Source organism: Tundrisphaera lichenicola, from assembly GCF_051175385.1.
Classification (GTDB): domain Bacteria; phylum Planctomycetota; class Planctomycetia; order Isosphaerales; family Isosphaeraceae; genus Tundrisphaera; species Tundrisphaera lichenicola.
Window position 1 is genome coordinate 1,823,766 of the sequence record NZ_CP195106.1, and the last position, 23,725, is coordinate 1,847,490.

21 protein-coding genes and 1 tRNA gene are annotated in these 23,725 nt (G+C 63.8%); 19 read left to right on the forward strand and 3 right to left on the reverse strand.

Features of this window, described 5'->3' with window-relative positions; translation table 11 throughout:
• Positions 1–179 precede the first annotated feature (179 nt).
• From P12x_RS07090 to P12x_RS07175, 18 genes are all read left to right on the forward strand, one after another.
• Entirely contained in the window at positions 180–701 is a 522-nt protein-coding gene (locus tag P12x_RS07090; RefSeq protein WP_435010184.1) for a DUF2721 domain-containing protein, read from the forward strand.
• Positions 702–955: 254 nt separating this feature from the next.
• Positions 956–2,113 carry an MBL fold metallo-hydrolase gene (locus tag P12x_RS07095; RefSeq protein ID WP_435010185.1) on the forward strand — a complete coding sequence of 386 codons (1,158 nt, stop codon included), beginning with the start codon at positions 956–958 and terminating at the stop codon, positions 2,111–2,113.
• Positions 2,114–2,143: 30 nt separating this feature from the next.
• The gene (locus tag P12x_RS07100) at positions 2,144–3,274 is read left to right on the forward strand and encodes a DUF2891 domain-containing protein (RefSeq protein WP_435010186.1); all 1,131 of its coding nucleotides are present in this window, start codon (positions 2,144–2,146) and stop codon (positions 3,272–3,274) included.
• A 370-nt stretch (positions 3,275–3,644) separates the two neighbouring features.
• Entirely contained in the window at positions 3,645–3,878 is a 234-nt protein-coding gene (locus tag P12x_RS07105) for a hypothetical protein (RefSeq protein WP_435006120.1), read from the forward strand.
• Between the two features lie 116 nt (positions 3,879–3,994).
• Entirely contained in the window at positions 3,995–4,990 is a 996-nt protein-coding gene (locus tag P12x_RS07110; protein WP_435010187.1) for a hypothetical protein, read from the forward strand.
• 156 nt (positions 4,991–5,146) lie between these two features.
• Positions 5,147–5,233 (forward strand) — tRNA-Leu (locus P12x_RS07115).
• Positions 5,234–5,404: 171 nt separating this feature from the next.
• The gene (locus P12x_RS07120) at positions 5,405–6,652 is read left to right on the forward strand and encodes a tyrosine-type recombinase/integrase (RefSeq protein WP_435010188.1); all 1,248 of its coding nucleotides are present in this window, start codon (positions 5,405–5,407) and stop codon (positions 6,650–6,652) included.
• A gap of 199 nt (positions 6,653–6,851) precedes the next feature.
• Complete coding sequence (locus P12x_RS07125; protein WP_435010189.1) at positions 6,852–8,957, forward strand: hypothetical protein; 2,106 nt, start codon at positions 6,852–6,854, stop codon at positions 8,955–8,957.
• Positions 8,958–9,344: 387 nt separating this feature from the next.
• Positions 9,345–9,692 carry a helix-turn-helix domain-containing protein gene (locus tag P12x_RS07130; RefSeq protein ID WP_435010190.1) on the forward strand — a complete coding sequence of 116 codons (348 nt, stop codon included), beginning with the start codon at positions 9,345–9,347 and terminating at the stop codon, positions 9,690–9,692.
• Positions 9,693–9,750: 58 nt separating this feature from the next.
• On the forward strand, positions 9,751–10,812 hold the full coding sequence (locus P12x_RS07135; protein ID WP_435010191.1) for a ParB/RepB/Spo0J family partition protein: 1,062 nt from the start codon (positions 9,751–9,753) through the stop codon (positions 10,810–10,812).
• 1,719 nt (positions 10,813–12,531) lie between these two features.
• Positions 12,532–13,833 carry a reverse transcriptase domain-containing protein gene (locus P12x_RS07140; protein ID WP_435010192.1) on the forward strand — a complete coding sequence of 434 codons (1,302 nt, stop codon included), beginning with the start codon at positions 12,532–12,534 and terminating at the stop codon, positions 13,831–13,833.
• Between the two features lie 766 nt (positions 13,834–14,599).
• A complete protein-coding gene (locus P12x_RS07145; protein WP_435010193.1) occupies positions 14,600–15,535 on the forward strand; it encodes a hypothetical protein in 936 nt (311 codons plus the stop codon).
• Between the two features lie 1,179 nt (positions 15,536–16,714).
• The gene (locus tag P12x_RS07150) at positions 16,715–17,107 is read left to right on the forward strand and encodes a hypothetical protein (RefSeq protein WP_435010194.1); all 393 of its coding nucleotides are present in this window, start codon (positions 16,715–16,717) and stop codon (positions 17,105–17,107) included.
• Positions 17,108–17,291: 184 nt separating this feature from the next.
• Complete coding sequence (locus P12x_RS07155; protein WP_435010195.1) at positions 17,292–17,561, forward strand: hypothetical protein; 270 nt, start codon at positions 17,292–17,294, stop codon at positions 17,559–17,561.
• 342 nt (positions 17,562–17,903) lie between these two features.
• Positions 17,904–18,158, forward strand: a complete 255-nt coding sequence (locus P12x_RS07160) for a hypothetical protein (protein ID WP_435010196.1) — start codon at positions 17,904–17,906, stop codon at positions 18,156–18,158.
• Positions 18,159–18,172: 14 nt separating this feature from the next.
• The gene (locus P12x_RS07165) at positions 18,173–18,367 is read left to right on the forward strand and encodes a hypothetical protein (RefSeq protein ID WP_435010197.1); all 195 of its coding nucleotides are present in this window, start codon (positions 18,173–18,175) and stop codon (positions 18,365–18,367) included.
• Positions 18,368–18,871: 504 nt separating this feature from the next.
• Positions 18,872–19,117 (forward strand): hypothetical protein, encoded by a 246-nt coding sequence (locus P12x_RS07170; protein ID WP_435006007.1) that lies wholly within the window; start codon positions 18,872–18,874, stop codon positions 19,115–19,117.
• Between the two features lie 14 nt (positions 19,118–19,131).
• The gene (locus P12x_RS07175) at positions 19,132–20,073 is read left to right on the forward strand and encodes an ISAzo13 family transposase (protein WP_435011641.1); all 942 of its coding nucleotides are present in this window, start codon (positions 19,132–19,134) and stop codon (positions 20,071–20,073) included.
• A 105-nt stretch (positions 20,074–20,178) separates the two neighbouring features.
• On the opposite strand, the gene P12x_RS07180 is transcribed toward P12x_RS07175, so the two are convergent.
• From P12x_RS07180 to P12x_RS07190, 3 genes are all read right to left on the reverse strand, one after another.
• Entirely contained in the window at positions 20,179–20,703 is a 525-nt protein-coding gene (locus P12x_RS07180; RefSeq protein WP_435010198.1) for a hypothetical protein, read from the reverse strand.
• Positions 20,704–20,755: 52 nt separating this feature from the next.
• Positions 20,756–21,133, reverse strand: a complete 378-nt coding sequence (locus tag P12x_RS07185; protein WP_435010199.1) for a DUF6573 family protein — start codon at positions 21,131–21,133, stop codon at positions 20,756–20,758.
• 134 nt (positions 21,134–21,267) lie between these two features.
• A protein-coding gene (locus P12x_RS07190; protein ID WP_435010200.1) for an IS5 family transposase occupies positions 21,268–22,124 on the reverse strand; the annotation gives its coding sequence in 2 pieces (ribosomal slippage) (positions 21,268–21,458 and positions 21,458–22,124; 858 coding nt in all).
• 131 nt (positions 22,125–22,255) lie between these two features.
• Between P12x_RS07190 and P12x_RS07195 the strand changes: the two genes are divergently transcribed.
• Entirely contained in the window at positions 22,256–23,539 is a 1,284-nt protein-coding gene (locus tag P12x_RS07195) for an IS701 family transposase (protein WP_435009930.1), read from the forward strand.
• The last annotated feature ends 186 nt before the right edge of the window (positions 23,540–23,725 follow it).

Here is a 23,725-nt window from a genome sequence, read left to right on the forward strand (position 1 = left end):
AGATCGAATGAAAGGAGAAGTCCGGCCTCGGCCGGTACCACCATCCTATCATTAGAAGTCCCGGCCCGCGCCGGGGTTACGGGCGGCCCCTTCGAGGAATCAAAGGTGGCCTGGGGACGCCCTGTAGGTAAGATGAAGACCCCGGAATGAGCCTTGATGGACCGTGACGAGCCCGATCCATGCCGACGACCGATCCGACCAACTATGCCACCCTGTCGGCCATGATCACGCCCGCCATCTTCATGACAGCGAACGGATCGCTGATCATCTCGACCTCGAACCGGATGTCCAGAGTCGTTGATCGGATCAGGGCCCTCAACGATCGGGGCGATGAGCTCTGCCGAGGGGAGAGCAAGCTCGATTTTCTCGACGATCGGCGAGCCCACATCGCCGACCAGCTCGGCCGGCTGCTAATCCGGAGCGACCTGATCCGGATGGCGCTGACGATGCTCTACCTATCCTTCGCCGCTTTCGTCGGCACCAGCTTGACCCTTGCCATCGACACCCTGATCAGTGAACAAAAGCTGGTCTCGCGACTCGCCACCGGCCTCTCGGTCGCCGGAGTCGGATTGATGCTCCTGGCCAACCTCAACATGGTCCGCGAGGCCTACGCCGCCCTGACCAGCAATCGCAAGGAGATCGGCTTTTATCGAAGCCTCCAGACTCGTCGAGAGGAACAATCCCGCTGCCACTCCGATTGATCCAAGTAGGCCTCTCGGAGCCATGAAACGGGAAGGTGCTCCCCCGAGCGGGAGGTTGTCCAGGAGCCGCCGACCGGGTATTCATGATCGAGCGTCGAGGACGACATCGCGTACCAGGATCTCCGAGGGGCGAAATGTGTCAGGCGAAGTCCCACGGTCACGCCCATCATCATCATCATCACGGCCAACCGGAAAGCCGTGGGTCTCAGGACACTAATCTCGCCAAACCCGATCACCCGAGCCGACGGGCAGTATTGCAGCATCTGGGTGCGGCGGGAATTGGCGCGATCGCGGGCGGACTGGGTTGGAACGGTCCGATCCGAACCTTCGCCGATGATGCGCATCCGCTTGCGGGGGGACCCACCTCGCTCAAGCTCTTCGACCTCAAAAATGTCGCGGACGGCATATTCGCCGCCATCGCCAGGCCGACCGCGATGTTGAACTGCAACGCGGCGGTCCTCGTCAACCATGACCATGTCCTGGTCGTCGACACCCATTCAAAGCCCTCCGCCGCAAAGGCTTTGATCCAGCAGATCCGCGACGAGGTCACGGATCTCCCGGTCAGGTACGTGGTCGACAGCCACCTCCACGGCGACCATGCACTGGGGAATGAGGCCTACCCGGAGGTGTTCGGAAGTAGCGTCGAGGTGATTTCCTCGGTGAAGACTCGAGAATGGCTGGAGAGGCTCGGACTTCCCCGGCTCAAGGAGTCGCTGGAGGGGATACCCAATCAGGTTGCCGATTTGCGGAAGAAGATCGAGACAATCTCGGACGAATCCGAGCGATCCATCCTCAAAGCTCAGATCGAGGGATTGGAGGCTTATCTCAAGGAAATGTCTCCCCCGCGGATCACGATGCCGACAATCACCTTCGACAAGCGTCTTGTCATCCATCGGGAGGGTCGGGAAATCCACCTGATCTTCCTGGGCCGGGCCCACACCGCCGGTGATATCATCGCTTACGTCCCATCGGAGCGAGTTGTCGCGACCGGCGACCTGTTGCACGGCCTGCTCCCTTACATGGGGGATGGCTTCCCCGACGAATGGCCGGCCACCCTCCGGGCGCTGGAGGCCCTCGATTTCGATCGGGTCATCCCGGGCCACGGGGGTGTCCAGGAGGGGAAGTCCGTCCTGGCCGAATTCCGCGGGTATGTGGAAGAACTCACGGAGAAGGTGACGCGTGGCGTGGAGCGAGGGATTGCCCTCGACGAGCTCCAGAAGACGGTCAATCCCGGAACCCTCACCTCGCTGACCGCGAACAACACTCGCCGTCGCGTTGAGCGAGAGATGGGCACCCTCTTCGCGACGGAGAAGCCCGCCGGGATGATCGACGATGGCGTCTCGTCCAACGTCCGAGAAGTCTTCACTTATCTCACCGAGCGAAAAGGCAAGGCTGAGCTTCCGACCCATTGAAGCCACGGTCAATCAGGATCAGAGATCAGAATGATTCACCCGGACCGCGTGTTGCCCGTAATCTCGACCATCCTTGGGGCTGTCGTGATACTGGCTCTGTTCGCCACACCTCGGTCTGTGTCCGCCGGGGATCCGCCACCGAGTCTGACCGGAGACCAGGCCTCTGCCTTCGCCCGACTCGCCCTCAAAGGCCTGACGAAAGAGTTCCCGAACAAGCCCGAACACGTCATGGGCGGCCCGGATGATGTGAAAGGCCCGAAGGCCCTCCATCCGGCGTTCTACGGCTCCTTCGATTGGCACTCCTCGGTCCACGGCCACTGGATGCTCGCGAGGATCGTCCGACGCTTCCCGGATCTCCCCGAGACCCGGGAAATCCGCGAGGTCCTGGGGGCCAATCTCTCGGCCGAGAACCTCAAGGCCGAAGCCGAATATTTCGCCAGGAAAGAAAGTCGTTCCTTCGAACGCCCCTACGGTTGGGCCTGGTTACTCAAGCTCGCCGAAGAGCTAGGCGACTGGGACGATCCGGATGCGCGGGCCTGGTCGAAGAATCTCCGCCCGCTCGCCGATGCGATCGTCGCGCGTTACCTCGACTTCTTTCCCAAGCAGACCTACCCGATCCGGACAGGCGTCCACCCGAACACGGCCTTCGGACTCGCCTTCGCTCACGACTATGCGCGGGCCGTCGGAAACTCCAGTCTCGAGGAGATGGTCCAAGAGAGAGCCCGAGCCTACTTCGGGGCGGACGAAGACGCCCCCACGAAGTGGGAGCCATCCGGAGCCGATTTTTTCTCGCCGAGCCTGATGGAGGCGGACCTGATGCGGCGAGTCCTTCCCTCGGTCGAGTTTCGAGCCTGGTTCGGGAAGTTCCTCCCCCGAGCCAGAGATGGCGAGCCGAAGCCACTGTTCACGCCAGCCAAAGTAACCGATCGAACCGATCCCCAACTCGTTCACCTGGACGGATTGAATCTCAGCCGGGCATGGTGCATGAGGAACCTCGCCGGGGCCCTCGCGCCTGATGACCCGGCCAGGGCCGAATTCGACCGAGACGCGGTCCGGCATGCCGAGGCCGGATTATCTCACGTGGCGAACGGCGACTACGCAGGAGAGCATTGGCTAGCTTCATTCGCTGTGTATCTCCTCACGGAGAAGTCGGCCGATTGACACTTCATGCCATCGTCGTACGATCCGCTACTTTGCCGATCCGGGATTGCCATCACCAAACGACCGGCGGACCAAACATCGCGAGAGGTTGATGCCTCGCTTCATCCGGGATCTGGTTGATCGTGCCTTCGTTCTGCTCAACAAGGGGCTCGAGACTAAAGCCGATTTGGTATTATCCGCGTGAGCTCGAATAATTCGATATCGCATGGGAAATGCCAGTCTATCATGGATATAGTCAACTTCGGACAGACCTGGCGAGAGCTCTTGAGAATTAAGACCCTCGACTGGGTGTAACCAAGTTCTCTGGTGGTGAATCGTCCGTCCTGGCAAATTGGGTGGACTTCTTGAACCCGACACCCGGAGTTCCGCCATGACACGGAAGGTGATCACCCTGGAGATCGAGGCCGAGGACGAGGATCTGATTCGCGGCTACGCCGGCTTCGTCGGCGAGATGAAGGATCTCGCCGCCACCACCCCCGATGGCTCGGTCCTCGACGTCTGCGAGGAGGCCGTCATCGAACAGGGTCGCGAGCACCAGCGTCGGCTCCTCCAACGCGCCGTCCGGGCTCGGCTCGAGCACGCCGAGAAAAAGGGGCTCCCCTGAGGATCTGTTCCTGTGGACAGGTTCGCGAGAATCGCGGGACCGCCACGCGCGAGGTCTTCACCTGCCTGGGGGCGATCACCTTGAGGCGGCACTGGTGGGGCTCGCGATGCCCTTGCGTGCCGGGAGGCTATCACGCCGATACCGTCCTCGGGCTCGACGGCGGCCTCAGCCCTCGATTGCAACGCAAGGCCTGCCGTAGTGCCGCCGACCTGTCCTTCGAGCGGGCCCGCGAGAACCTGCTCGAGCTGCTCGGCGTCTCGCCGGCGGCCGAGACCCTGCGGGTCTATTGCGAACGTCAGGCCAGCCGGATCGCGCGTTGGCAGGGCACCGAGACCGCCTCGGCCGAGGGCTTCGGAAAGGCCGGAGGTGGCTGGGAGTTCGCCGTTGACGCCGGCAAGGTCAACACCCGTGAGAAGGGCTGGCGCGACCTGAAGATCGCCGTGGCCCAGAAGCGACCGACGGCCAAACCGGCGACCCCCCAGCAGTGGGAGTCGCGCGTCTTGCCCAAGGCTACCGCCCGAGTGATGTGGGCCGACATCTCGGCATCCCGGCGATTCCGCCGGTCCTGGCACGCGCGGCTGAAGCGGCTGGGCCTGCCGGCGATGGCCCGGCTGCACGTGCTGGGGGACGGGGCGTCATGGATCTGGAAGGCGGCCGGCCGGGCCCTGACCGGGTGCCGCCAGACCCTGGATATCTACCACGCCAGCCAGCACATCGCCCTCGCCGGCAAGCGGCTCTTTGGCGAAGGGACAGCCGAGGCGACCACGTTCCACGAGCACGGCCGTGAGTTACTGCTGAGGGAAGGTTGGACGGGAGTTTGCCGGCTGATCGGCGAGGAACTGGAACGCGAGGACACACCGAAGAGGCGGGGGGCCCTGGAGCGACTGCTGAACTACTTCCTGGGCCACCTGACGCGGCTCGACTACGCGGGCTGCCTGGCGTCCGGCGATGCGATCGGAAGCGGGGTGGTGGAGGGTGCGGCGAAGACCCTGGGTCTGAGGCTGAAAGCTCGCGGGGCCCGCTGGCGGCACAAGAACGCCCGAGCCATGGCCGCCCTGATCTGCTGCCGTCAGACCGATCAGTGGGACCTATTCTGGAACCGGGCGGCGTGAAACCCAAGAATCCCTGGTCACACCCCCCTCGACTTTTCCTAGGACCTTGCTCTTGAGATCCTTCATCAAATAGAGTAAGTTTCTTCAGTCGAAATGAAAATCGAACAGAAGGTAATTTCAGCTCGATCAAGAAGTTCGACTCGATGCTTAATTAATGCCGAAGTGGCGGAATTGGCAGACGCGCTAGGTTCAGGTCCTAGTGGGCTAACCATGCCCGTGGAGGTTCAAGTCCTCTCTTCGGCACTTTGACGACAAGGGGTTGTGGCGATTGCCACAACCCCTTGTTTCGTTATGATTCTCCATCGGTGCCTCATAAGTGCCTCACCCGGCATTCGTAGGGCATCGTGTGGTGAGCTGGCGGGGTGTGATGAGTTTGGCCCCTGGCCCACCCGCTTGATCCTGGGGAGGGGCAGCATGGCGAATCTAGGAAAAAAGGGCGATCTGTATGTTGCCCGGTTCCGTTTCGAGGGCCGGGAATATAAGAAGTCGCTCAAGACGACTCGCAAGGCTGACGCCGAGGCGGCCATGCATGCGGTGGAGCGTGTCATCCATGGCCTGGCCACGGGGATGATTCAGATTCCCCACGGCGTCGATCCCGGCGACTTCATCATCTCCGGGGGCACGCTCAAGGAGGCCCGAAAGGCCCGAACTCGCGTTCCCTCGCTCTCGATCCTGATCGACGAGTACCTCACCGGGCAGGCACACAAGGCTCCGTCGACCGTCTATACCGAGGGGGTCCACCTGCGGAATCTCAAGAAGGGGCTGAGCGGCAAGTCCGAATTCGCCGCCGACCGGATCGCCCACCGCGATCTTGAGCAATTCCTCCAGGGGAGGCTCAGGGAGCGGACTCCTTGCACCGTCGATAAGGAACGCACCACGATACTCCAGCTCTTCTCCTGGGCGGTGGCGCATCGATATCTGGCCGCGTCGCCCGCGACGGACCTTCCCGCGATCAAGGGTGAGGTGGAACTGCCTCCGTTCCGGACGGCCACCGAGATCGACGCCATATTCGCCCGGGGCGGTCTGACTCCCTCGGAGATGATGAGCATCTGGGACTGCCTCTTCCTGACACCGGGCGAGATCGCCGGGCTACTGAAGACCGTGCGCGAGCGGGCCGAGCACGACTTCGCGCCGCTGCTGCACGCGATCCCGGCCTACACCGGGATGCGTCGCGGCGAGGTCCTTCGGCTCCGCTGGCCGGACGTCGAGTTCGATCAGGATCGGATCATCGCACGCAGCCGGAAGCAGTCGAGGCGGACCGTCGAGGTCGCCCGGCGGATCGACCTGCACCCCGAGCTTAAGGGTGAGTTGCTGGCCTGGCGCGAGAAGCGGCCCTTCGGCCAGTACGTGGCCTGCCGGGAAGGCAGCACCGAGGCCCTGGACCCCGACCTTGCCAATCGGGCCTTCTGGCAGCCGATGAGGGGCACGACCTGGTGCCTCAGCGGTAAGAAGAACTGGTTCAAGGTCGGCTTCCACACCTATCGCCACAGCTTCGCCAGCAACCTGGCGGTTCGCGGCGTGGACCAGCGGATCATCGACGAGTGGATGGGCCACCAGACCGAGGCGATGCGCAAGCGCTATCGCCACCTCCACCCGAAGGACCGGAGGGCGGCCATCGAGAGCTTCTCGCTACTCGATGACCCTGGTCCGATCCCGGCTTGAGGGAGGGTATCGCGAGCCAGTCGGGATCGTCAAGAGCATCGGCCCGCGACGGCCAACGAGGTCGGTCCCTGGCGGGCGGTGCGAGCCGGGTCGTGGTGCGATAGGATCCTGCTGGCGTCCTCCTCGGGAAGTCGAACGGATTTCGTTGGTCCGCGACCGAGTTGGCGTGATGAGTTCGGCGGAGCCCCGAGGGCGAACGATGAACGGCTGCGATTGGGGCGGTGAGCAACTGACGGGAAAGACCCTCGGGCTAGCGGTCCTTTGTACCGAATCGGGAGCGGATGCGCCGGTCCCCCTGATCCTGGCCGCTTGCTCGGGCGATCATCGCTACTTGATCCGGCCCGGACACATCGGCGACTTCCTTCGGGCGCACCGATCCGCCGAAATTGCCTGCCACGATGTGGGAGCGCTCCACTGGTCGATCTCGGGGCTCCTGAGAACTTCGGGAGACGTCGAAGCCGAGGGCCTCCTCTGGGACTACTCGCGAAGGGACCGGCTTGAGGACGTGGGCCTGCTCGATCAACTCGTGGCCATGGCACGTCATGGCATCGAGAAGGACTATCCCGACCTCGCTGATCTGGCCCAGAGGCACGGCCTTGTCTCCATGACCAAGGATGGCAAGATGAGGGATCGTCTGGCGGGAGAGGCCGGCATGCCCTGGGAGGGGATCTCACCCGCCACCCGGGAGGCCGCACTGGCCGACGCCATCTCGATCGCCGCGACCCACGATCGATTGATCGAGGAGGCTCGCCAGATCTACTCCGAAGCCCTTCCGGACGAGATCGAGGAGGACGTTTCCATTTTTTCGTTGGGCGTCCAGGTTCGGGGAGCGATCGCATTATATCGGGCCTCACGCGTCGGCCTTCTGTTCGACAAGGATGACGAGGTGATCCCGAGACTCAGAAGTCGATGCGAGTCGATGTTCGTCAATGCATCGAAATACCTGGATTCGAAAGGCGTCGTGAGTCGATGCTTTCAGCGGGACAATCAGGAACTCATCCGACGCAAGAATGGACGCGTCGTTCCCAGGAAAGAGCCGCTTCGAGTCTGGCTGGAGGAGAGGCTCCGATCATCCCCGGGCATCCACGACATCGCCTTCGATCCGCCGAGGTCCGAGGAGGGCCAAGTCGCCATCGCCTCGATCGCCTGGGGCGACCTCGTCGACACCGACCCCCATTTGCAGGCGTGGGCGACACTCAATTCTGCGGCGAATGTCCAGAGATGCCTCGCCGGCCTCCCTCACGGCGCGATGCTGAGGTCGTCGTATCAGACCCTCCCGAGAATCTCGGCCCGGAACCCGGACCCGAAGCAGCTCCGCACCTTCAGCGACTCGCCGCTGTTCGTGCCGCCGCCGGGCAAGGCAATGCTCGTGGTCGAACTCCCCGACCTGGAATTACGCTGCCTGGCCAATGCGAGAGCCTTGGAGTACGAAGGCGGAGAATTGACCGCATTATTCAAGGATGGTTCAGGATCGGCACGCCCGATCGTCCACGCGGCCACGGTGCTCTATCACAAGCGAAAGGGGAGAGACTCCGACAGTGACGACCTGCCATCGCCCCGGGACGAGGATCCGCGGTTGTTCGAGGATTTTCAGGTCATCGCGGGGGCGATCCTCCGGGCCGCGGCGAAGGGGATGGGTCCACTTCAGGCTCGCCGATTCCTCACTCCCGAGATCGAAAGCCGAGCGGTCGCCGGTGACTTCGATCGGTCGTACCGGGAGGTCATCGTATCCATATTTCCCGAGATCGACTGGCTCCTCGACGACTGGCCAATCGATATCCTCGTGGAGAAATTCAAGGCGGATTTTCGAGAACTTATTTTCATGCGAGATTTGAATTATCCCAAAAAAACATCCCACATTATCCGCGAGACGATTGCCGGCAGGATCGAGCGACCCGAGATCTGGGACCGAATGCGCGAGGCGTGCGTCGATCCAGAATATCGCGAGCAGTTGAAGAGGGGCAAAGGCAGCAAAAATTTACACGATCAATTGTTTATCACAACCGTGGAGACCGGGGCAGGTCGCGTTCGTGGTTCGGTCCCCTATTACCGGACAAGGCTTTTCGATCATCGGGATCTGGCCGATGACGTTCGGAAGGAGGTGGCCTACGCGATCGTCGAGGCTGGATTCGACCTGGCAGGCATCGCCGGCGACGAGTTCATCCTCCTGACGGACGACGAGGACCAGACCAACCCGGCTGAGGGGAAGGCCGATCACCTCCGCAAGAAGATCGATCTGGAGGCCAGCTGGCCCCTGGGCGAGATCCCGCTCGGGTCTCGGGTGACTCCCCGGGCCGCCTGGTGAATGGCCCCGAGGGGTCCGAGAAGTTCCGGCCGTGGCTTGCTCGACATGTCGATCCCGCTTGATCGTCTTGATCCCGCGCCCAGGATCGCCTAGAATAATTTACGAGATCGCAGCCTCTTCGCGGAGAGGCTGGCCTGGCCGGGCCGACGATCTTCCGGCACCGTGCGAGTCACATTGCCGGGCGTCCCATCCCCACTCCGGCCGAATGCGACCGCGGGCCGACTCAGGTCGGTCCTGCGTCCGTCATCCCCGCGGCCCGTCCTGGGCTCTCGTCGGTCTCCACCCCACGATATTCGCGATTGATCGGTCGGCCCTCGTTCGCACAACGGGATTCCATCTCCCCGTGCGCACTCCCGGTGCGCACGCGTGCTCCGAGGACCAGGATCGATGCAAAATGTAGCGGAATCGAAAGCAAGAGCCATTGCCCGGCCGACGGGCCGTGACGACGAGCTCGGCGGAGGACTGATCGGGTTACTCCCCGTCATCCTCGAAGAGATCAAGGACATACGCCGCGTCCTCGACGGGCGTCAGAAGGACTATTACACGGTCGAGGAGGTCGCCGATCTGGCCGGCCGGAAGCCCTACACCGTCCGGGCCTGGATCAAGGGCAAGAAGATCGAGGCGACGCGGATCGAGGGGACCGGCCCCAAGGGGCGGCTGCTGATCCATCGGTCGCAACTCCGCATGCTCATCGGGTCGGGGCACGGGGGCCAGATCCCGGACGACCTCGCCTGAGCCACTTCCCACGGACCTCCCACGAATCGATCCACATTCCAGGATGGGGGCATTAACCATGAAGAAGCACGCGAAAGACGCCCGGAACGGCCTACCGGCATCGCCCAGGCCCACCGAGATCCGGAACCCCTGGGAGTTGAGCTCGCACCCCCAGCAGGATGCGCTCTTCCGACCGGTTTCCGATGGCGAGATCGATCGACTGGCCGCCGAGATGGCCCACGGCCAGGTCGATCCGATCGAGATCACCGAGGACGGAGAGATCATCGACGGCCACCAGCGTGTCCGCGCCGCCCGCAAGGCAGGCCTGACGGAGATCCGGGTCGTGGTCCGCCGCGACCTCAAGGGCAGGCAGGAGATCGATCGGCGTCACATCGAAGCCAACCGAGGTCGCCGACAGCTGGACTCGCTCGACCTGGCCCGCCTGGCGATCCGGAGCCTGGAGATCGAGAAGTCCCTGCCGCCCGGCGGGCTGCGAAGCTGGAATGGCGCCGAGGTGAGGGATCGGGTTGGCCGGGCGATCGGGCAATCCGGCCGGAATGCTCGACGGTATCTCAACGTCCTCCGGGCTCCCATGGAGGTCCAGCGGGCCGTCAGCGAGGAACGTCTGGCCCTGACGGTTGCGGAGAAGGTCCACAGGCTCTCGCCGGAGGTGCGAACCAGGATCGTCAAGGCGATCCGGGCCGGCAAGGACCCCACCGGGGCCGTGAGGGAGCATTTGCCGGCTCGCCGGCCGAGATCGACGGACCCGGGAAGTTCCCTGGGGACGCTCGTCGTCGCACTCCAGGGCGGGATGGAAGCACTCTCGGGCCGAGAAGGCGAGATCGTGCGGGATCTCGAGGAATTGTCCGCGGAGATCCGGACGCTGGGCCGGTTCTCGAAATTCAGCCGGGGCCTTCGTGAGGCCCTTCGCGAGCGTCGCGACCGGATGAAGGATGAGCGGGGACGCCTGGATGAGTTCCTCAGATCCCGGCAATCGAAGGAGGGACGATCGGATGGATCGGCCAGAACACCCGGGAGTCCGGCGGAACATCGGCCGCGCGTCCCGCGAGGCGAAGGCCATCATCCGGGTCGTCGGCCCGGTCGCGATCCTGGATTGCGCCCAGGCCCGACCCCTCGGTGATCTCCTGGTCAGCCGGCGCTGCGAGTCCGAAGTCGGCGGACCCCGTGGCATCATCGGGTCGGTAAAAAGCGAGTCTCTCCTCATCCGATGGGACACGGGGAGGTGTGCCTTCCCGGCGGGTCTGGTGCCCGGGGTGACGAAGGAGCTGGAACGCCTCGGGTACGAGGTCCAGGTCGTCGACTCGACGCCGCCGGGCCTTCGGGTGGCGATCGACGAGGAGACGATCCAGCGACTGCCGTCCGAAGAGGCGAGCTTCGCCCGGTCGGTGGCCGAGGATCGCCGGTTGCATCGGTTCGAGCCGCGGTGGGATCGGAGGATCGACCTGATCGCGGCCCTGGCACGCGCGATGCCCGGGGCCAGGATCTCGGTGGCGACGGCCTCCCGTCGCCAGGCGTGTGCCATCTGGGATCGCCTCCGGACCCGGATCCGCGAGTCGATCCTCCTGTGCCACAAGCATGGCGTCGTCATCTCGGACGCCCGGATCCGGGTCAGCACCTGGGGCAGCCTCGACGAGTCTTCCTCCGACATCCTCGTCTTCTTCGAGTCGAGCGACGTCATCACATCGAGGTTTTCGCAATCGTTCGGGCTGGTCGGCAATCGCCACGTCGTCGGCTTCGCCGGGGCTGGCCGGCGGCTCGGGGGCCGGGAACGGCTCCGGCTGGAGGGCCTGCTGGGGCCTGTCGTGGGCGATTCGGGGATCGGGAGGGCGAGGCCGATCCGGGTCTCGTTCGCCGAGTCGACCGGTGTCCCCCCGATCGACGGCGCGCACGGGCTGGAGCGTAAGCGGCGACTCATTTGGCAGAACGACCAACGCAACGAGGACGTGGCCGAGATCGCGAAGGCCTGCTCGACGGGCGAACGAGAGCCGCTCCGGGTCCGCGGCCTGGCCCTTGATGGGCCTGACGATGCCATTGCGGCCCGCGTGGTCGTGCTGGTCGAGTCGCCCGAGCACGGGCGGGAACTCGTCCGTCGGCTCCCCGGCTGGGCGTTGCGGATCGGCCGTCAAGACAACACGACCGCCTCGGGACTGACGAGCCACGGGTTGCCGGATCGGGCGATCGTGACCCTCGTCCACGCCAGGGGGCTCGGCGGATGGGACGCCGATGTGGTGATCCGCGACGACGGCAACGACTGGCCGGTCGAACTGCCCGGATTCCCCGCCGTCTCCCGAGATCGGGGCGAAAGGCCGATCCGCTGGATCGACCTGGTCGACGAGGACGCGATCGAATCGATCCGTCGGCGGCTCGGCGACTATCGGCGGCTCGGCTGGGAGGTCGAGACGCCTCCCCGATGAGATGAGTTTGCGGTCTGAGTTCGTCACGTCGAGAGGAAGGATCATCTTGGTTATCGATAACCTATCAAACGATTTGGGCTTTGTGATCCTGGCGGCCTCGAACCGGGGACATCGTGTCCGGCCGGGCGATCCGGGTGAGTCCCGGCCCCGGCCCGGCTTCGCTGTTCCCGTCGGGGTCTTGGGAGGGAGCATCGCTCGGATCGAATCGGGCGTGGGACCGGCCGACGTCCGGTCACCTCGGCCGGACTTCGATCGGCCCGACCCGATACCAGGCCGGCTGTCCGACCATCCGGCCCCGTCGGCCACCCCCGCCGCAGATCCCCTGGGCCTATCCCCGCGGCGTCGAGGCCGATCGTGGCGAGTGGCGGCCCCTCGACAACGGCCCGGGGATCATGGTCGAGCCCGGGTCGATCGGGGAGGCGACGATGTACGATAGCCTTCGACGCCGGAGCATCGACGGCCGGTCGGCCGGCCACGAACACTGGCCCGTGGAGTTCCACGAGGGGACGCCGGGCGATTTCCTGGCCCGCCACGAGGACGAAGCCCGGACCGTCGCCCTCGGCGACCGTCGGGGTCGGGCGGAGTTCGCCAATCGCCTGCTCCCGAGGATCTCGGACGAGCGGAATCTCAAGCTCGCGCTCGACCACCTGGCCGCGGAGGGTGGCGACGCGCCCGGACCGGACGGGATGCGGCCGAGGGACCTCGGCCCGGCCGAGCGATGGTCGATGGCCCGCGCCCTTCGGGGTGCGTTCCGGGCGGGGACCTACCGGCCGGGACGCCATCGAGTGGCCAGGATTCCCAAGATCGGAGGCCAGGGCTGCCGGATTATCAAGATCCAGGACATCCAGGACCGGGCGGTCCAGCGTGCGATCCTCCAGGTCCTCCAGCCGTTCCTGGATCCCCGCCTCGCGGACCGCTCGCTGGGCTCGCGCCCGGGGAAGGGCCGCGAGCAGGCCCTGGCCCTCGCCGAGGGGCTCGCGACCCGATCAAAACTCTGGAGCTGGACGGTCGCAGACGTCGCCGACGCGTTCGATCGGGTACCCCTGGGGCGGCTCATGGAAGTCCTGAGGAAGTCGATCCCGGCCGATGACGTCCTGGGCCTGATCGAGGTCGTGATCGCGGACCGGACGGGCAAGGGGCTCCGGCAAGGTGGGGCACTCTCGCCCCTGCTCCTGAACGTCTACCTCGATCACTTCCTCGACCGACCCTGGAGGAAAGCCCATCCCGAGATGCCCCTGATCCGGGTGGTCGACGACATGCTCCTGCTCGCGAGCGATCTCGATCGGTCCGGGACGGCGCGGGCGGATCTCGCGGCGCGACTCAAGGCCGCCGGCATGCCGCTCAACCCGAACAAGGGGGCGACGCGCGACCTCGCCGACGGTCAGGCGATCGAGTGGCTCGGCTTCGACCTCCGCGCCGGCGGATCGGGGCTCGAACTCCGCCTGGCCGAACGTTGCTGGGCACAGCTCGAAGCCCACCTGGCCGGCGTCCACGACAGGCCCCATTCGCCGATCCGGGCCATCGAGGTGATCGAGGGCTGGATCACCCAGGCCGGGCCGTGTTACGCGCATCAGGACACCCGCGCGGCCTGCCGCCGGGTCGCCCGGATCGCCCGGTCATTCGCCCTGGAGGAGATCCCCGACGAGGAGGAATTGAAGACACTCTGGGCGGCCGGTCGCCAGTCGTGGCTCCGGGTCCGGGACGAGGTCGGGGGTCCATCCTCATGATGACCAGCTGCCACGATCGCCGGATGCCCCGGCGGAGCGCCGAACGTGGAGTACCGTTCCCGATCGCGGGATACCCATCGCATCGGGCTCCAATCGCCACCCGGCGCGAGCCACACCATCAACCAGGAGGTGACCATGATCAGACGCCCCCGTCGACGTGGGGGCGAGAAGCGACACGTCGACATCCGCGACCGCGGGAGGCACGCCTCAAGCACGTGACCTCGCCGTCGTCGAGGATGAGAGCACGCCAGGAACCGTCGCCGGGTTATGCCTTCCTGGGTATCACCAGGACGATCCTCTCCCCGGACCAAAATCGAGATGCGGTCCAGGGGGTACGCAGTCGGACAGGACGACCGTTCCATCAGGAGGGACGAGTCTTCCGGCAGGCTGATAGGAAAGGATCGCGACGAAGGTTTCAGCATGGCGGCTCCGCCCGCCCCATCATGGCCGGCCGCCTCCAGCGAGCCGGACGGGACGGGGCACCCCTCGCGGGTGCCCCGCCCAGGACGATGAGGATTCTCGCGGCGGGCTCATGCCCGGCCAGCCCATCGCGGCCGTGCGTGGCGAGCGTCCACGACGGCCCGAGGGTGATCATGATCCGAGGAGACCCAGCCATGGATCACCGGCTCAACTTGCGCCGTGTCGCCCGTTGTCACGGGCCAACCAGACCCGGTCGCCCCTGACGACACCGGAACGTCTTCCATCCTCGACTCGATCCGGCGACGGATCTCGTACCCTCATCGACGACGACCAAGGAGTTTCAAGAATGGCGACGAGCAAGAAAGCATCCCTGACCTCGGCGGTCACCAGGCTGAATCGAGCCCTGAAGGCGTGGAAACCGCCAGGTAACATCCAGTGGACCATCATCGAGGAAGCGCAGGTCGTCGAAGGCCTTCCCCGAAAGGTCCGCGGTGCCGTGATCTCGCTCATGACGAAGCAAGTCACCCGAACCTTCGACGAACGGCTCGAACGCGATCGATCGCTGAAGCTCGCGATCGACGTCGAGGCGGGCCACGATTCCAGGGGGTTGGCCCGCCGGCTCAAGGCCGTGGCCGAGGGCATCTGGGAAGACCAGGTCCACCCCTCCTCGATCGCGAGTGGGCAGGGATTCGTGATGCTCGGCTGGGAGGTGAAGGAAAGTACGACCCCGCGGATCGTCCCTCGCGTGAGATCGGATGTCGCACCCATCGGCTACGATCCCGAGGCGCCAGGGATCCGGTTTCGAAGCGTCCCGGGATGGCCGTATTACGACGTCTCCCGGTGCGGGGTCGTCCGCAGTTACCGCGACAACGCCTCCCGCACGATTGCCCAGACCGCCCGGCGGATCCTCCAGCCGCAGGAAGCCACCGATTGCGATGGCCCGACCGTGACGTTGAGCCGGGGCGTCAGCGGGACGGAGAATTATCGGAAGATCACCTACACCCTGTCCGACCTGGTCAAACGGGCCTGGTCGGCCCGGGGTCCTTCCGAATCCGGGCCGAGGGTGACATGCTTCGACGAAGACGAAGCGGAGCGCGCCGCCAGGCTGGAGCGTCACGTCGAGGTTTTGCGGGCTTCGAAGAAGCTTTCAAGGAAGGGCGGTGAGGTTGGTCAGACTCAATACCGTTCCCGCAAGAGATTGGTCCGCCCACAGCCAGTCGCTTCAACGCCCGATCTCGGAGTTCACCATCGCGATCCCTGGATCGACGACGACTGCTACTGACGGTGATCCGTCGGGTGGCACCGGATCCGTCGCCACCCAGGGAGCACGAAGCGGCGCCGGACCATGAGAGACGTTCCCCGAGCGGGCGAACATGGGGAAGACCTCGATGATGACGGATGGCCGCTCGGGCCACTCGGTCCGAGTCGCTGCCATCCGTCTTGATCGGGGATCCGGAGGATCGGATCGGCCTGGCGGACCCTCGCACAGGCCAATCGCCTTTCCGGGGATCGAAGACTCCGCGAATGTCGTCGCCGCCGCTCCTCTCGCCATCGAAGCGACTGGCGAACGCCGGGTGGCCGATTCCGGGCTTCCCACCGCCCTGGAGCCCTCAGGATCGACTCCTCTCGCGGCGTTCCTCCCGGGTCGAGCGGGGAATTCGCTGGTCTTTTACCCTTCGGTGGCAGGCCGCCTCGGACACCACAAGTCCCGGAGAGTCGTCGCGATCGACCCGACATTCCGACGACGCCCGAGATCCCCGACATCTCTCGCGAGGCTCGGAACCTCGAACGTGATCCGGGCCGACCTCGCATCCCTGGCCGACATCAATCGTGGTCCACGATTTCGGGTCAATAACCCGGCGAAGTCAGGAATCGGATCCTACTTGCGGCCTCCTCGACCGGCCTTCTCGTGGCTTTCGAGACGAACGGATCCGGAACGGGTTGGTCACTGAGTCGGAGAGGGGCCTGTCTCGTCGCCTCCGCTCTCGTTCGAGAGCGGCCCGAGATCGAGTTGCCAGGCGACCACAGCAGATTGAGCGGTGCCGGGACGTCGCGATCCACCGTGATTTCACCCCTTCAGGAAACTCGCCGGCGGGTCCGCGAGGGCTGGGCAGGAAAGAACGCCTGTACGCCCGCCTGAGCGATCGGCGGATTTCGCGGACCGAAAGAGCCTCCCGGCCGTCGGAGCCCCGCGTTGAGGGGCTGGTGGCCTGGAATCGCCCACCCTGGAGTCCTCTGCGATGGGAGACCCGACCGAAGGGATCCGACGACTCATGCGCGGTGGCCATCAACACCACGCCGGGCAGCCGCGAGGTCCCGGGGACTCGACACGGCCAGGTCAAGGATTCCGCTCGATTCCCGGCCGACTTCGAGGTGCTGGGGCACCTTGAGCCCTGAAGTTGCCCACCCTGCAACGCCGCCCGTTGGCCGATGACGTCCCTAGTGATGCGTAAGGTCGACCTTGCTCACCATTCCTCCGATCGGCATCGAGAAGTACCGCGGGCACATCGAGCGGATCGACGCGAGGGACGCCAGGATCCTCCCCGCACCATCACCCGAGGTCGCTCCGCGACGAAGGCTGATCATGAATCTCGGCGACGCCGCGCCGATCGAGCTCGGAGGCCAGGTGGACGAGGAGCGCGACGATGGCGGGTTCGAGGCCGAGAGGCTCGACAACGACGGAATCTCCCGCGAGCCGATTCGCGATGCCCTACCGTTCGACGGTTACACCGGGAATTACATGCGGTGGTTGACCAGGAACGAGGATGGAGGTCCGGATCGCGATCCCAATCACAACCCCATATCACATCAAGAAACCAACCCTGGCCATGCAAGAAAAAGGTTGGGTTGGTGATTCATTGATTCAGTGATTCATTACGCCTCCAGCGCTGTCGTCATCATGTCCCCGACGGCAATCACAGGACCCGCGCCATGCAATATCTCCACGCGCTTGGCAAAAGGTTCCGATCCCACCTCGTGTGTTCGTGCTCAAGTCGCTCGATTGCTGGTTCTGTCGTCGCGCAGCAAGACGAGCGAGGTTGGCGAATACCGACGACGTACGAGCGTCGCGCAATATTGAGATCGAAGGAGACAAACCGGCGCGACCTCCCTGGTCGAGGCACGAAGCGGTCATCGCGAAGGTTGAGGCAGATCAATCCGCGACCGGCGCGATCTTATCGATCGCGAAGAAGCACGGTCTCGCGGTCGATGAGAACACAATACGCTTCATCGCGCAGCAATCGATCGTGGGCGCGATTGAGCACTACGAGAAATTCATCCCGTCCCATTACGCCAAGCCGCCTCGGTAGGTCGGCTGCGTATTTTTCTTCATTTATTATGAGGGACGACGACCCGCCCACTGGCGGGGCGTATTCGGCCCTACAAACAGGTCCCCGAAGGGGACTACAACTAACCTCTACAAATGCGGCATTTTGACCAGTTGTAGAGGTTAGTTGTATCATGGCTCGCGACACTTTTTAGCGACCTCGTTTTTAGCCCAAAAACAGGCGTTTTGTAGAGGTTAGTTGTATCATGGCTCGCGACGCTATCGCATCAATGAGTGTCCATTTGTGACCGATTTCCCCATAATTCAGTTCCAGATCATCAAACGATTCCCTGCGTCGCTGGCTTCGCTTTTCGTGAGAAACGTGATGCTTCGCTCGACCTTCGGATCGGTCCTGGCGAAAGACGTGGATCGCATCTTTCCGGCCTACCTCTCCCGCCAGCGGGCTCGCGTCGACCTGTTCTGCGAATGGGGCCTGCCGTTCAACCGACTTCGCTGCGTCGTCGGGCCTTGTTCAGAAGTCGGGCTTGGGCTCCAGCCGCGCGACAGCGGCTCGAACCCGATGTCCTGGCAGTCCTCGAGCCTCCTGGCGGTCACCTGGTCACGATCGGTCCCATCGTGACACGGCGTAGGACCATGGGCGTCGAGCCGAAGTGGGACGATCACGCGGACTTCGCGGCGTCTACACGCCAGGCCCAGATCGATGACCCTGTAAAAGTCATCGCCGACGACCGCCGGGGTGAAATCGGGCAATCAGCGTCGGAGGCAGCTGATCATCCGGCCGGCGTGTTCGGCGATGGTCTTATGGCATCGCCCCGGCTTGCAGGCTGAACTTGGGCGTTGGGCTGGGCAGGTTTGAGGATCGGCAGCGTCTCGATCCTGCTCGCCCAGGAGACGTCGATGATCAACGGAGACGCTGATGATCGGCGTGAGGACGATCCGGAGAAGATCTTCGACTTTTCTCGTAAGATACAAGTGAATACTCCCACCGCCTGAAGGCGGGGGCTTCGATTTAACGGACTCAAGTCCTGTTCCGAGCAAAGCTCGGCTGAAAGTCCCCGGCCAGAGGCCGGCTCAAGTTCCTGGTTTCCAAACCGATCACCGATTCCAACCCGAGACTTCCCAGAAGACCGCCTCCCACACCCTGACCGATGCGGCCCAAGCAAGGGCCTCCCGATTCGACTGGCCATGAGATCCAAACTCCCCGCCATCCGCTCCGGCCGGGTCGCTGGCCAAGGCATGCTAAGGACCACCGATTCGATAACTTCCCGATACGCCTTCGGCATCGTATAACCGTAGCCAGGACGATCACGACCTCGCAACGGACGCCCAGCCATGACGTACAGCCCCGAGATCGAGCATTCGATGCGGATGTTCCACGACTCGCTCTCGGAGAAGGACCGCAGGCGATATGCGGCCATCGAGGCCGCCAAGCTCGGCCATGGGGGCACCGAATATATCGCCACGCTTCTGGGCTGCGATCCCAAGACGATCCGCCAGGGCCAACAGGACCTGGATCGACTCCCTGACGGGCTCGGCGATCGGGTTCGTAAAAAAGGGGCGGCCCGAAGCCGTGCATAGGCTCCATCCCGCTCCTGGAGGAGAACTTCCTCCGGGTGCTCCGGGATCGCACGGCCGGTGACCCGATGCGGCAGGGGGTCCGCTGGACCGACCTGAACTATGAGCAGATCGCCGGCCACCTGGCCGAGGCGGGCACCCCAGTCAGCGTGCCGGTGGTCAAGCAACTGCTCAAGAAGCACGGCTACGTCACCCGCAAGGCCCAGAAGGCCAGGGCGATGGGCGGGCATCCCGACCGCAACCAGCAGTTCGAGAACATCGCCCGGCTGAAGGGGGAGTATCTCGGGACCGACAACCCGATCGTGAGCATCGACACCAAGAAGAAGGAGTTGATCGGCAATTTCTACCGGGCCGGGCACCTCCTGACCCAAGGGGTCATTGGGACGTTCGACCATGACTTCCCCAGCTTCGCCGAGGGTGTGGTCATCCCCCACGGGCTGTACGACGTGAAGGAGAACGACGGCCATGTGAACCTGGGGACCAGCCACGACACGGGCGAGTTCGCCTGCGACAGCATCGAGCGGTGGTGGGAGGGCCAGGGCCGAGCCCGCTATCCCCGTGCGACCTCGATCTTGCTGCTGTGCGACGGCGGCGGCAGCAACAGTGCGAGCCAGTACCTGTTCAAGGAGGACCTCCAGGGTCTGGTCGATCGGCTCGGCATCGAGATCCGTGTGGCGCACTACCCGCCGTACTGCTCGAAATACAACCCGATCGAGCATCGGCTGTTCCCGCACCTGACCCGAGCCTGCCAGGGCGTGATCTTCGAGAGCGTGGGTTTGGTGAAGGAGTTGATGGAGAAGGCGAGCACGAGCACGGGGCTGCGGGTGACGGTGGACATCCTGGAGAAGGTGTACCAGACGGGGCGGAAGTATGCGGCAGGGTTCAAGGAGGACATGAAGATCGTGTTCGACGAGATCCTGCCGAAGTGGAACTACAGGGCGGTCCCGAGCGAATCATGACTTCGGGAAGTTATCGAATCGGCGATCCTAAACGCTCGGCGAAACCGTGTGCTCGTCTCGAAAAATCACTATCGCTCTATCTCCCATAACTCAAATCCTCCTTGCTCATCCTCCACGGTTCCCAAAATAGGGGCCGCACTCATCTCGGACACACTTTCCCTCTTCACAGCAGTAAAGTCCGTTGAACCCCGCACCGCTCTCGAAATATCGAAGCTCAAATGAAAGCATCGGGAACAACTCGGCCGCCTTTTCGATAACTGGCAACGGCGGACTCCATGCCGTATCGAAATGAATAACGACACCTTTGTCCTCACGGCCCCGGTAACTTATGGTCAGTTCCACTTCACTAACGCGGCGAGCTGGCCACTTCGTCCCCCAATGCTCGATTCGAAAGTCAGACCCCCCCGAATTAAAGCCATCAGTTGGTCGCGTGCTCCAATCAACGTTCGTCTTAAATTTCTTTTCGTAAAACCAGACTTCGGCGGCCTCATCCAGTCGTGCATATTCCTCTGGATACGGAGCGAATTTGTTAAAATCAAACCGGCTCTCGCCCTCTGCGAATTTCAAAAACTCGTCGACCTTCTCGCTTGGTCCTTCAATTTCTAAATCACACTCGCACCAGTTCGGCATATTCTTCCTTATTCAGTCAGGGCCGGGCATCCTGGCCCGGCCGTTTTTCGTCTCAATCCTCATGCGGCAGCATTATTGTTATGACAGGCTCGCCGTCATCGCCTGGCCCACATAACGCATAAAGCTTCACGAGTGGCGGTATCTTCTCGGCGTTGTCCTTTCGGACATGCACCCCGAAATCTACCCGGTCGCCTCCGTTCCCTCGGCGGATGAACCACGTCAGCATAAAGAGGACATCCCAGAGCCTCCCGTCTTCGTCTTGCCCTTCCACGCCCTCGGGCACCGCGACGCACTCGGCCCACACTCCAGAAGTCAAAGCGACGGGATATTTAAGCCCTGCCTCTTTTGCCATCTTGGAGACGTCGACCAGTACGCCGTCGGCGATCGCCTCGGCTCGTGTGTATGAGAAAATCACATTCCATCCAGTCATTGCTCGGCCCTCCCTCAAATAATCTCGTCAGTGTTTGAGGTTGGGGTGGCTCCAAGCTCGGTTAGCCTTTCGGTAATCCAAGCTTCCGCTTGTCCAGCCACTTTAGTGACTTGGACTAAGAAACTATCTCAAAACTAGGTCTCGGCTTGCAGCCGATGAAGCCTTCGATACCACAGCAAGCCACACGCAAGTTGAATCAAGCCCAGGTAGTTGAATGAATTTCTGTCGTAGCGCACCAGGATCGCGCGGCACTTCGACAGCCAGGAGTGGGTCCGCTCCACTACCCACCGGCGGGGCCTGTGCTTTTTTTCCCGCGCTTTACCACCTTCTCCTCTCCGATCCGGCGGATGTGCGGAGTGTGGCCCTTGGCCGACGCCGCCTCACGCCCGGTCGGATTGTCGTAGCCCTTGTCCAGGCAAAGGTGCTGCGGGGCCTCCGGCGTCGGCTCCGGGCGGTCGACCACGATCGCCTCGATCGTCGCCGCCAGGAGCTTGGCGTCATGGACATTCGCCCCGGCGATGACGGCCCCCAGCGGGCCGCCGTCCTGGTCGACGATCACACTCCGTTTCACGCCGTTTTTCCCGCGATCCGTCGGATTCGGGCCGACCTCGGCGCCTCCGAACCGCGCCTTCCCCATCGCTACGTCAGCACTTTGCCACTCCCACAAGACGCCTCCGAGTTCGCCGCAGTCCTCAACCAGGACGGCCCAGATCTTCTCCATGACGCCGTTCTTGTTCCAACGCTGGAACCAGCGATGGACCGAACTGTCGTCTCCTAACCGCTCGGGCAACCGGTTCCATTGGCAGCCGGATCGCATGCGGAAGATGACCCCGTTGAACGCCGCCCTCCAGTCGGTGCGCTTCCTGCCCCCTTTGGCCGGGGGTGGTGGCGGGGCGTCCTCCAGCAGGATGGGCTCGATCTTCGCCCACAACTCGTCCGAGACTTCCCAGATCGTTTCGAGGGGCTTGACCGCCCGCTTCTTCCGTCCCATCGCTCGGTCTCCTTGGTCTCTCCATGAGAAACCGAGGGGCCGAGCGGAGGCAAGATGGCTTTTGAGATAGTTTCTAATACTACTCCGTTATCTGATACGAACGGAACGCCTGGCCGGTTCGTATGCAGGGTATGAATCGCACCTATACCCCCGAACTCGCACCCGAAGTCCTCGAACGGCTCGACGCCTACGCCGCCCGTTTCCGCGACGACTTCAACCGGCCCCGACAGGCCCAATACTCCGGCGTCTACCTCCAGGGACTGATCCTCGACGGCGACCGCAAGAGCATCGAGCCGCTCTCGCGCAAGGTCACCCTCCCGACCGGCCTGGTCGTCGCCGACCTCGACCAGGCCCTCCAGCAGTTCATCGGCCAGAGCACCTGGGACGAGATGGCCGTCTGGAAGCGTTATCGCTCCGTCATGGCCGAGTCTTTCGCTTCTCCGGCCGGCATCTTCGTCATTGACGATACGAGCTTCCCCAAGCAGGGCAAGCTCTCCGTCGGTGTGCAGCGTCAGTACTGCGGGGCTCAAGGCAAGAAGGCTAACTGCCAGGTCGCACCCTCGGTTCATTACGTCGCCCCGAAGGGCCATTACCCGCTGGCGATGCGGCTCTACCTGCCCGAGGCCTGGCTCGATGACTCCAAGCGGCTCGACAAGGCGGGCGTGCCCCGGGAGCAACGACGAGCACTGACGAAGGGCCAGATCGCCCTGGAGCTTCTCGATCTGGTTCGGGCCGAGGGGTTGCCCGGCCGGCTCGTGGTGGCCGATGCCGGCTACGGCGTCTCCGGGCTCTTCCGAGAGGGGTTGGCCGAGCGCGGCCTGTCCTACATCGTGGGCGTGACCGACGAGATGGTGGTCTTCACCGAGGAGCCGTCGTGGGAGGTCCCCGGGCCGGCGATCCGACCGCCGGGGTCCGGCGGGCGGCCGCGACGGCGATCACGACTGAAGGCCGGCACCCCGAAGCCGGTGAGCCTGCGAGAGTTGGCCGCCTCGACACCGCTGCGGAAGGTGACCTGGCGCGAGGGGACCAAGGGGAAGCTGTCGGGCCGCTTCGCCTGGCTTCGGGTCTGGCCCGGCGGGGGCTGGGCCACCGGCGAGTGCGCCGGGGCCGAGCCGGTCTGGCTGCTGATCGAGGAGCAGGCCGACGGCAAGATCAAGTACGCCCTCTCGAACCTGCCGGGCCGAACCAGCCGGATCAAGGCGGTCCGGCTCTGGAAGAGCCGCTGGCCGGTGGAGCAAGGTTATCAGCAGATGAAGGAAGAACTCGGATTGGACCATCACGAGGGGCGTTCCTGGCGTGGCTTTCATCATCACGCCTGCCTGGTGATGCTGTCCTTCGGGTTCCTGGCGTTGGAGCGAGAACGCGAGGAACGAGACCCGGCCCGGCCGGGAAAAAGGGGGGGACCCGCCCGGTGATCACGGTGCCGGCGATCCGCCGTGCCTTGCAGAGGCTGCTGGCCCCGATCTGTCGGCACAATTGCCCCTATTGCAAGGATCGCTCATTGCAATTGCCGTTGATATTAACGGAGTAGTACTAAATCCGCTAACGAATAGGTGCTCGTTTCGCGATACTCGCCGTTGCTGTTTTTGTAGCGGCGATAA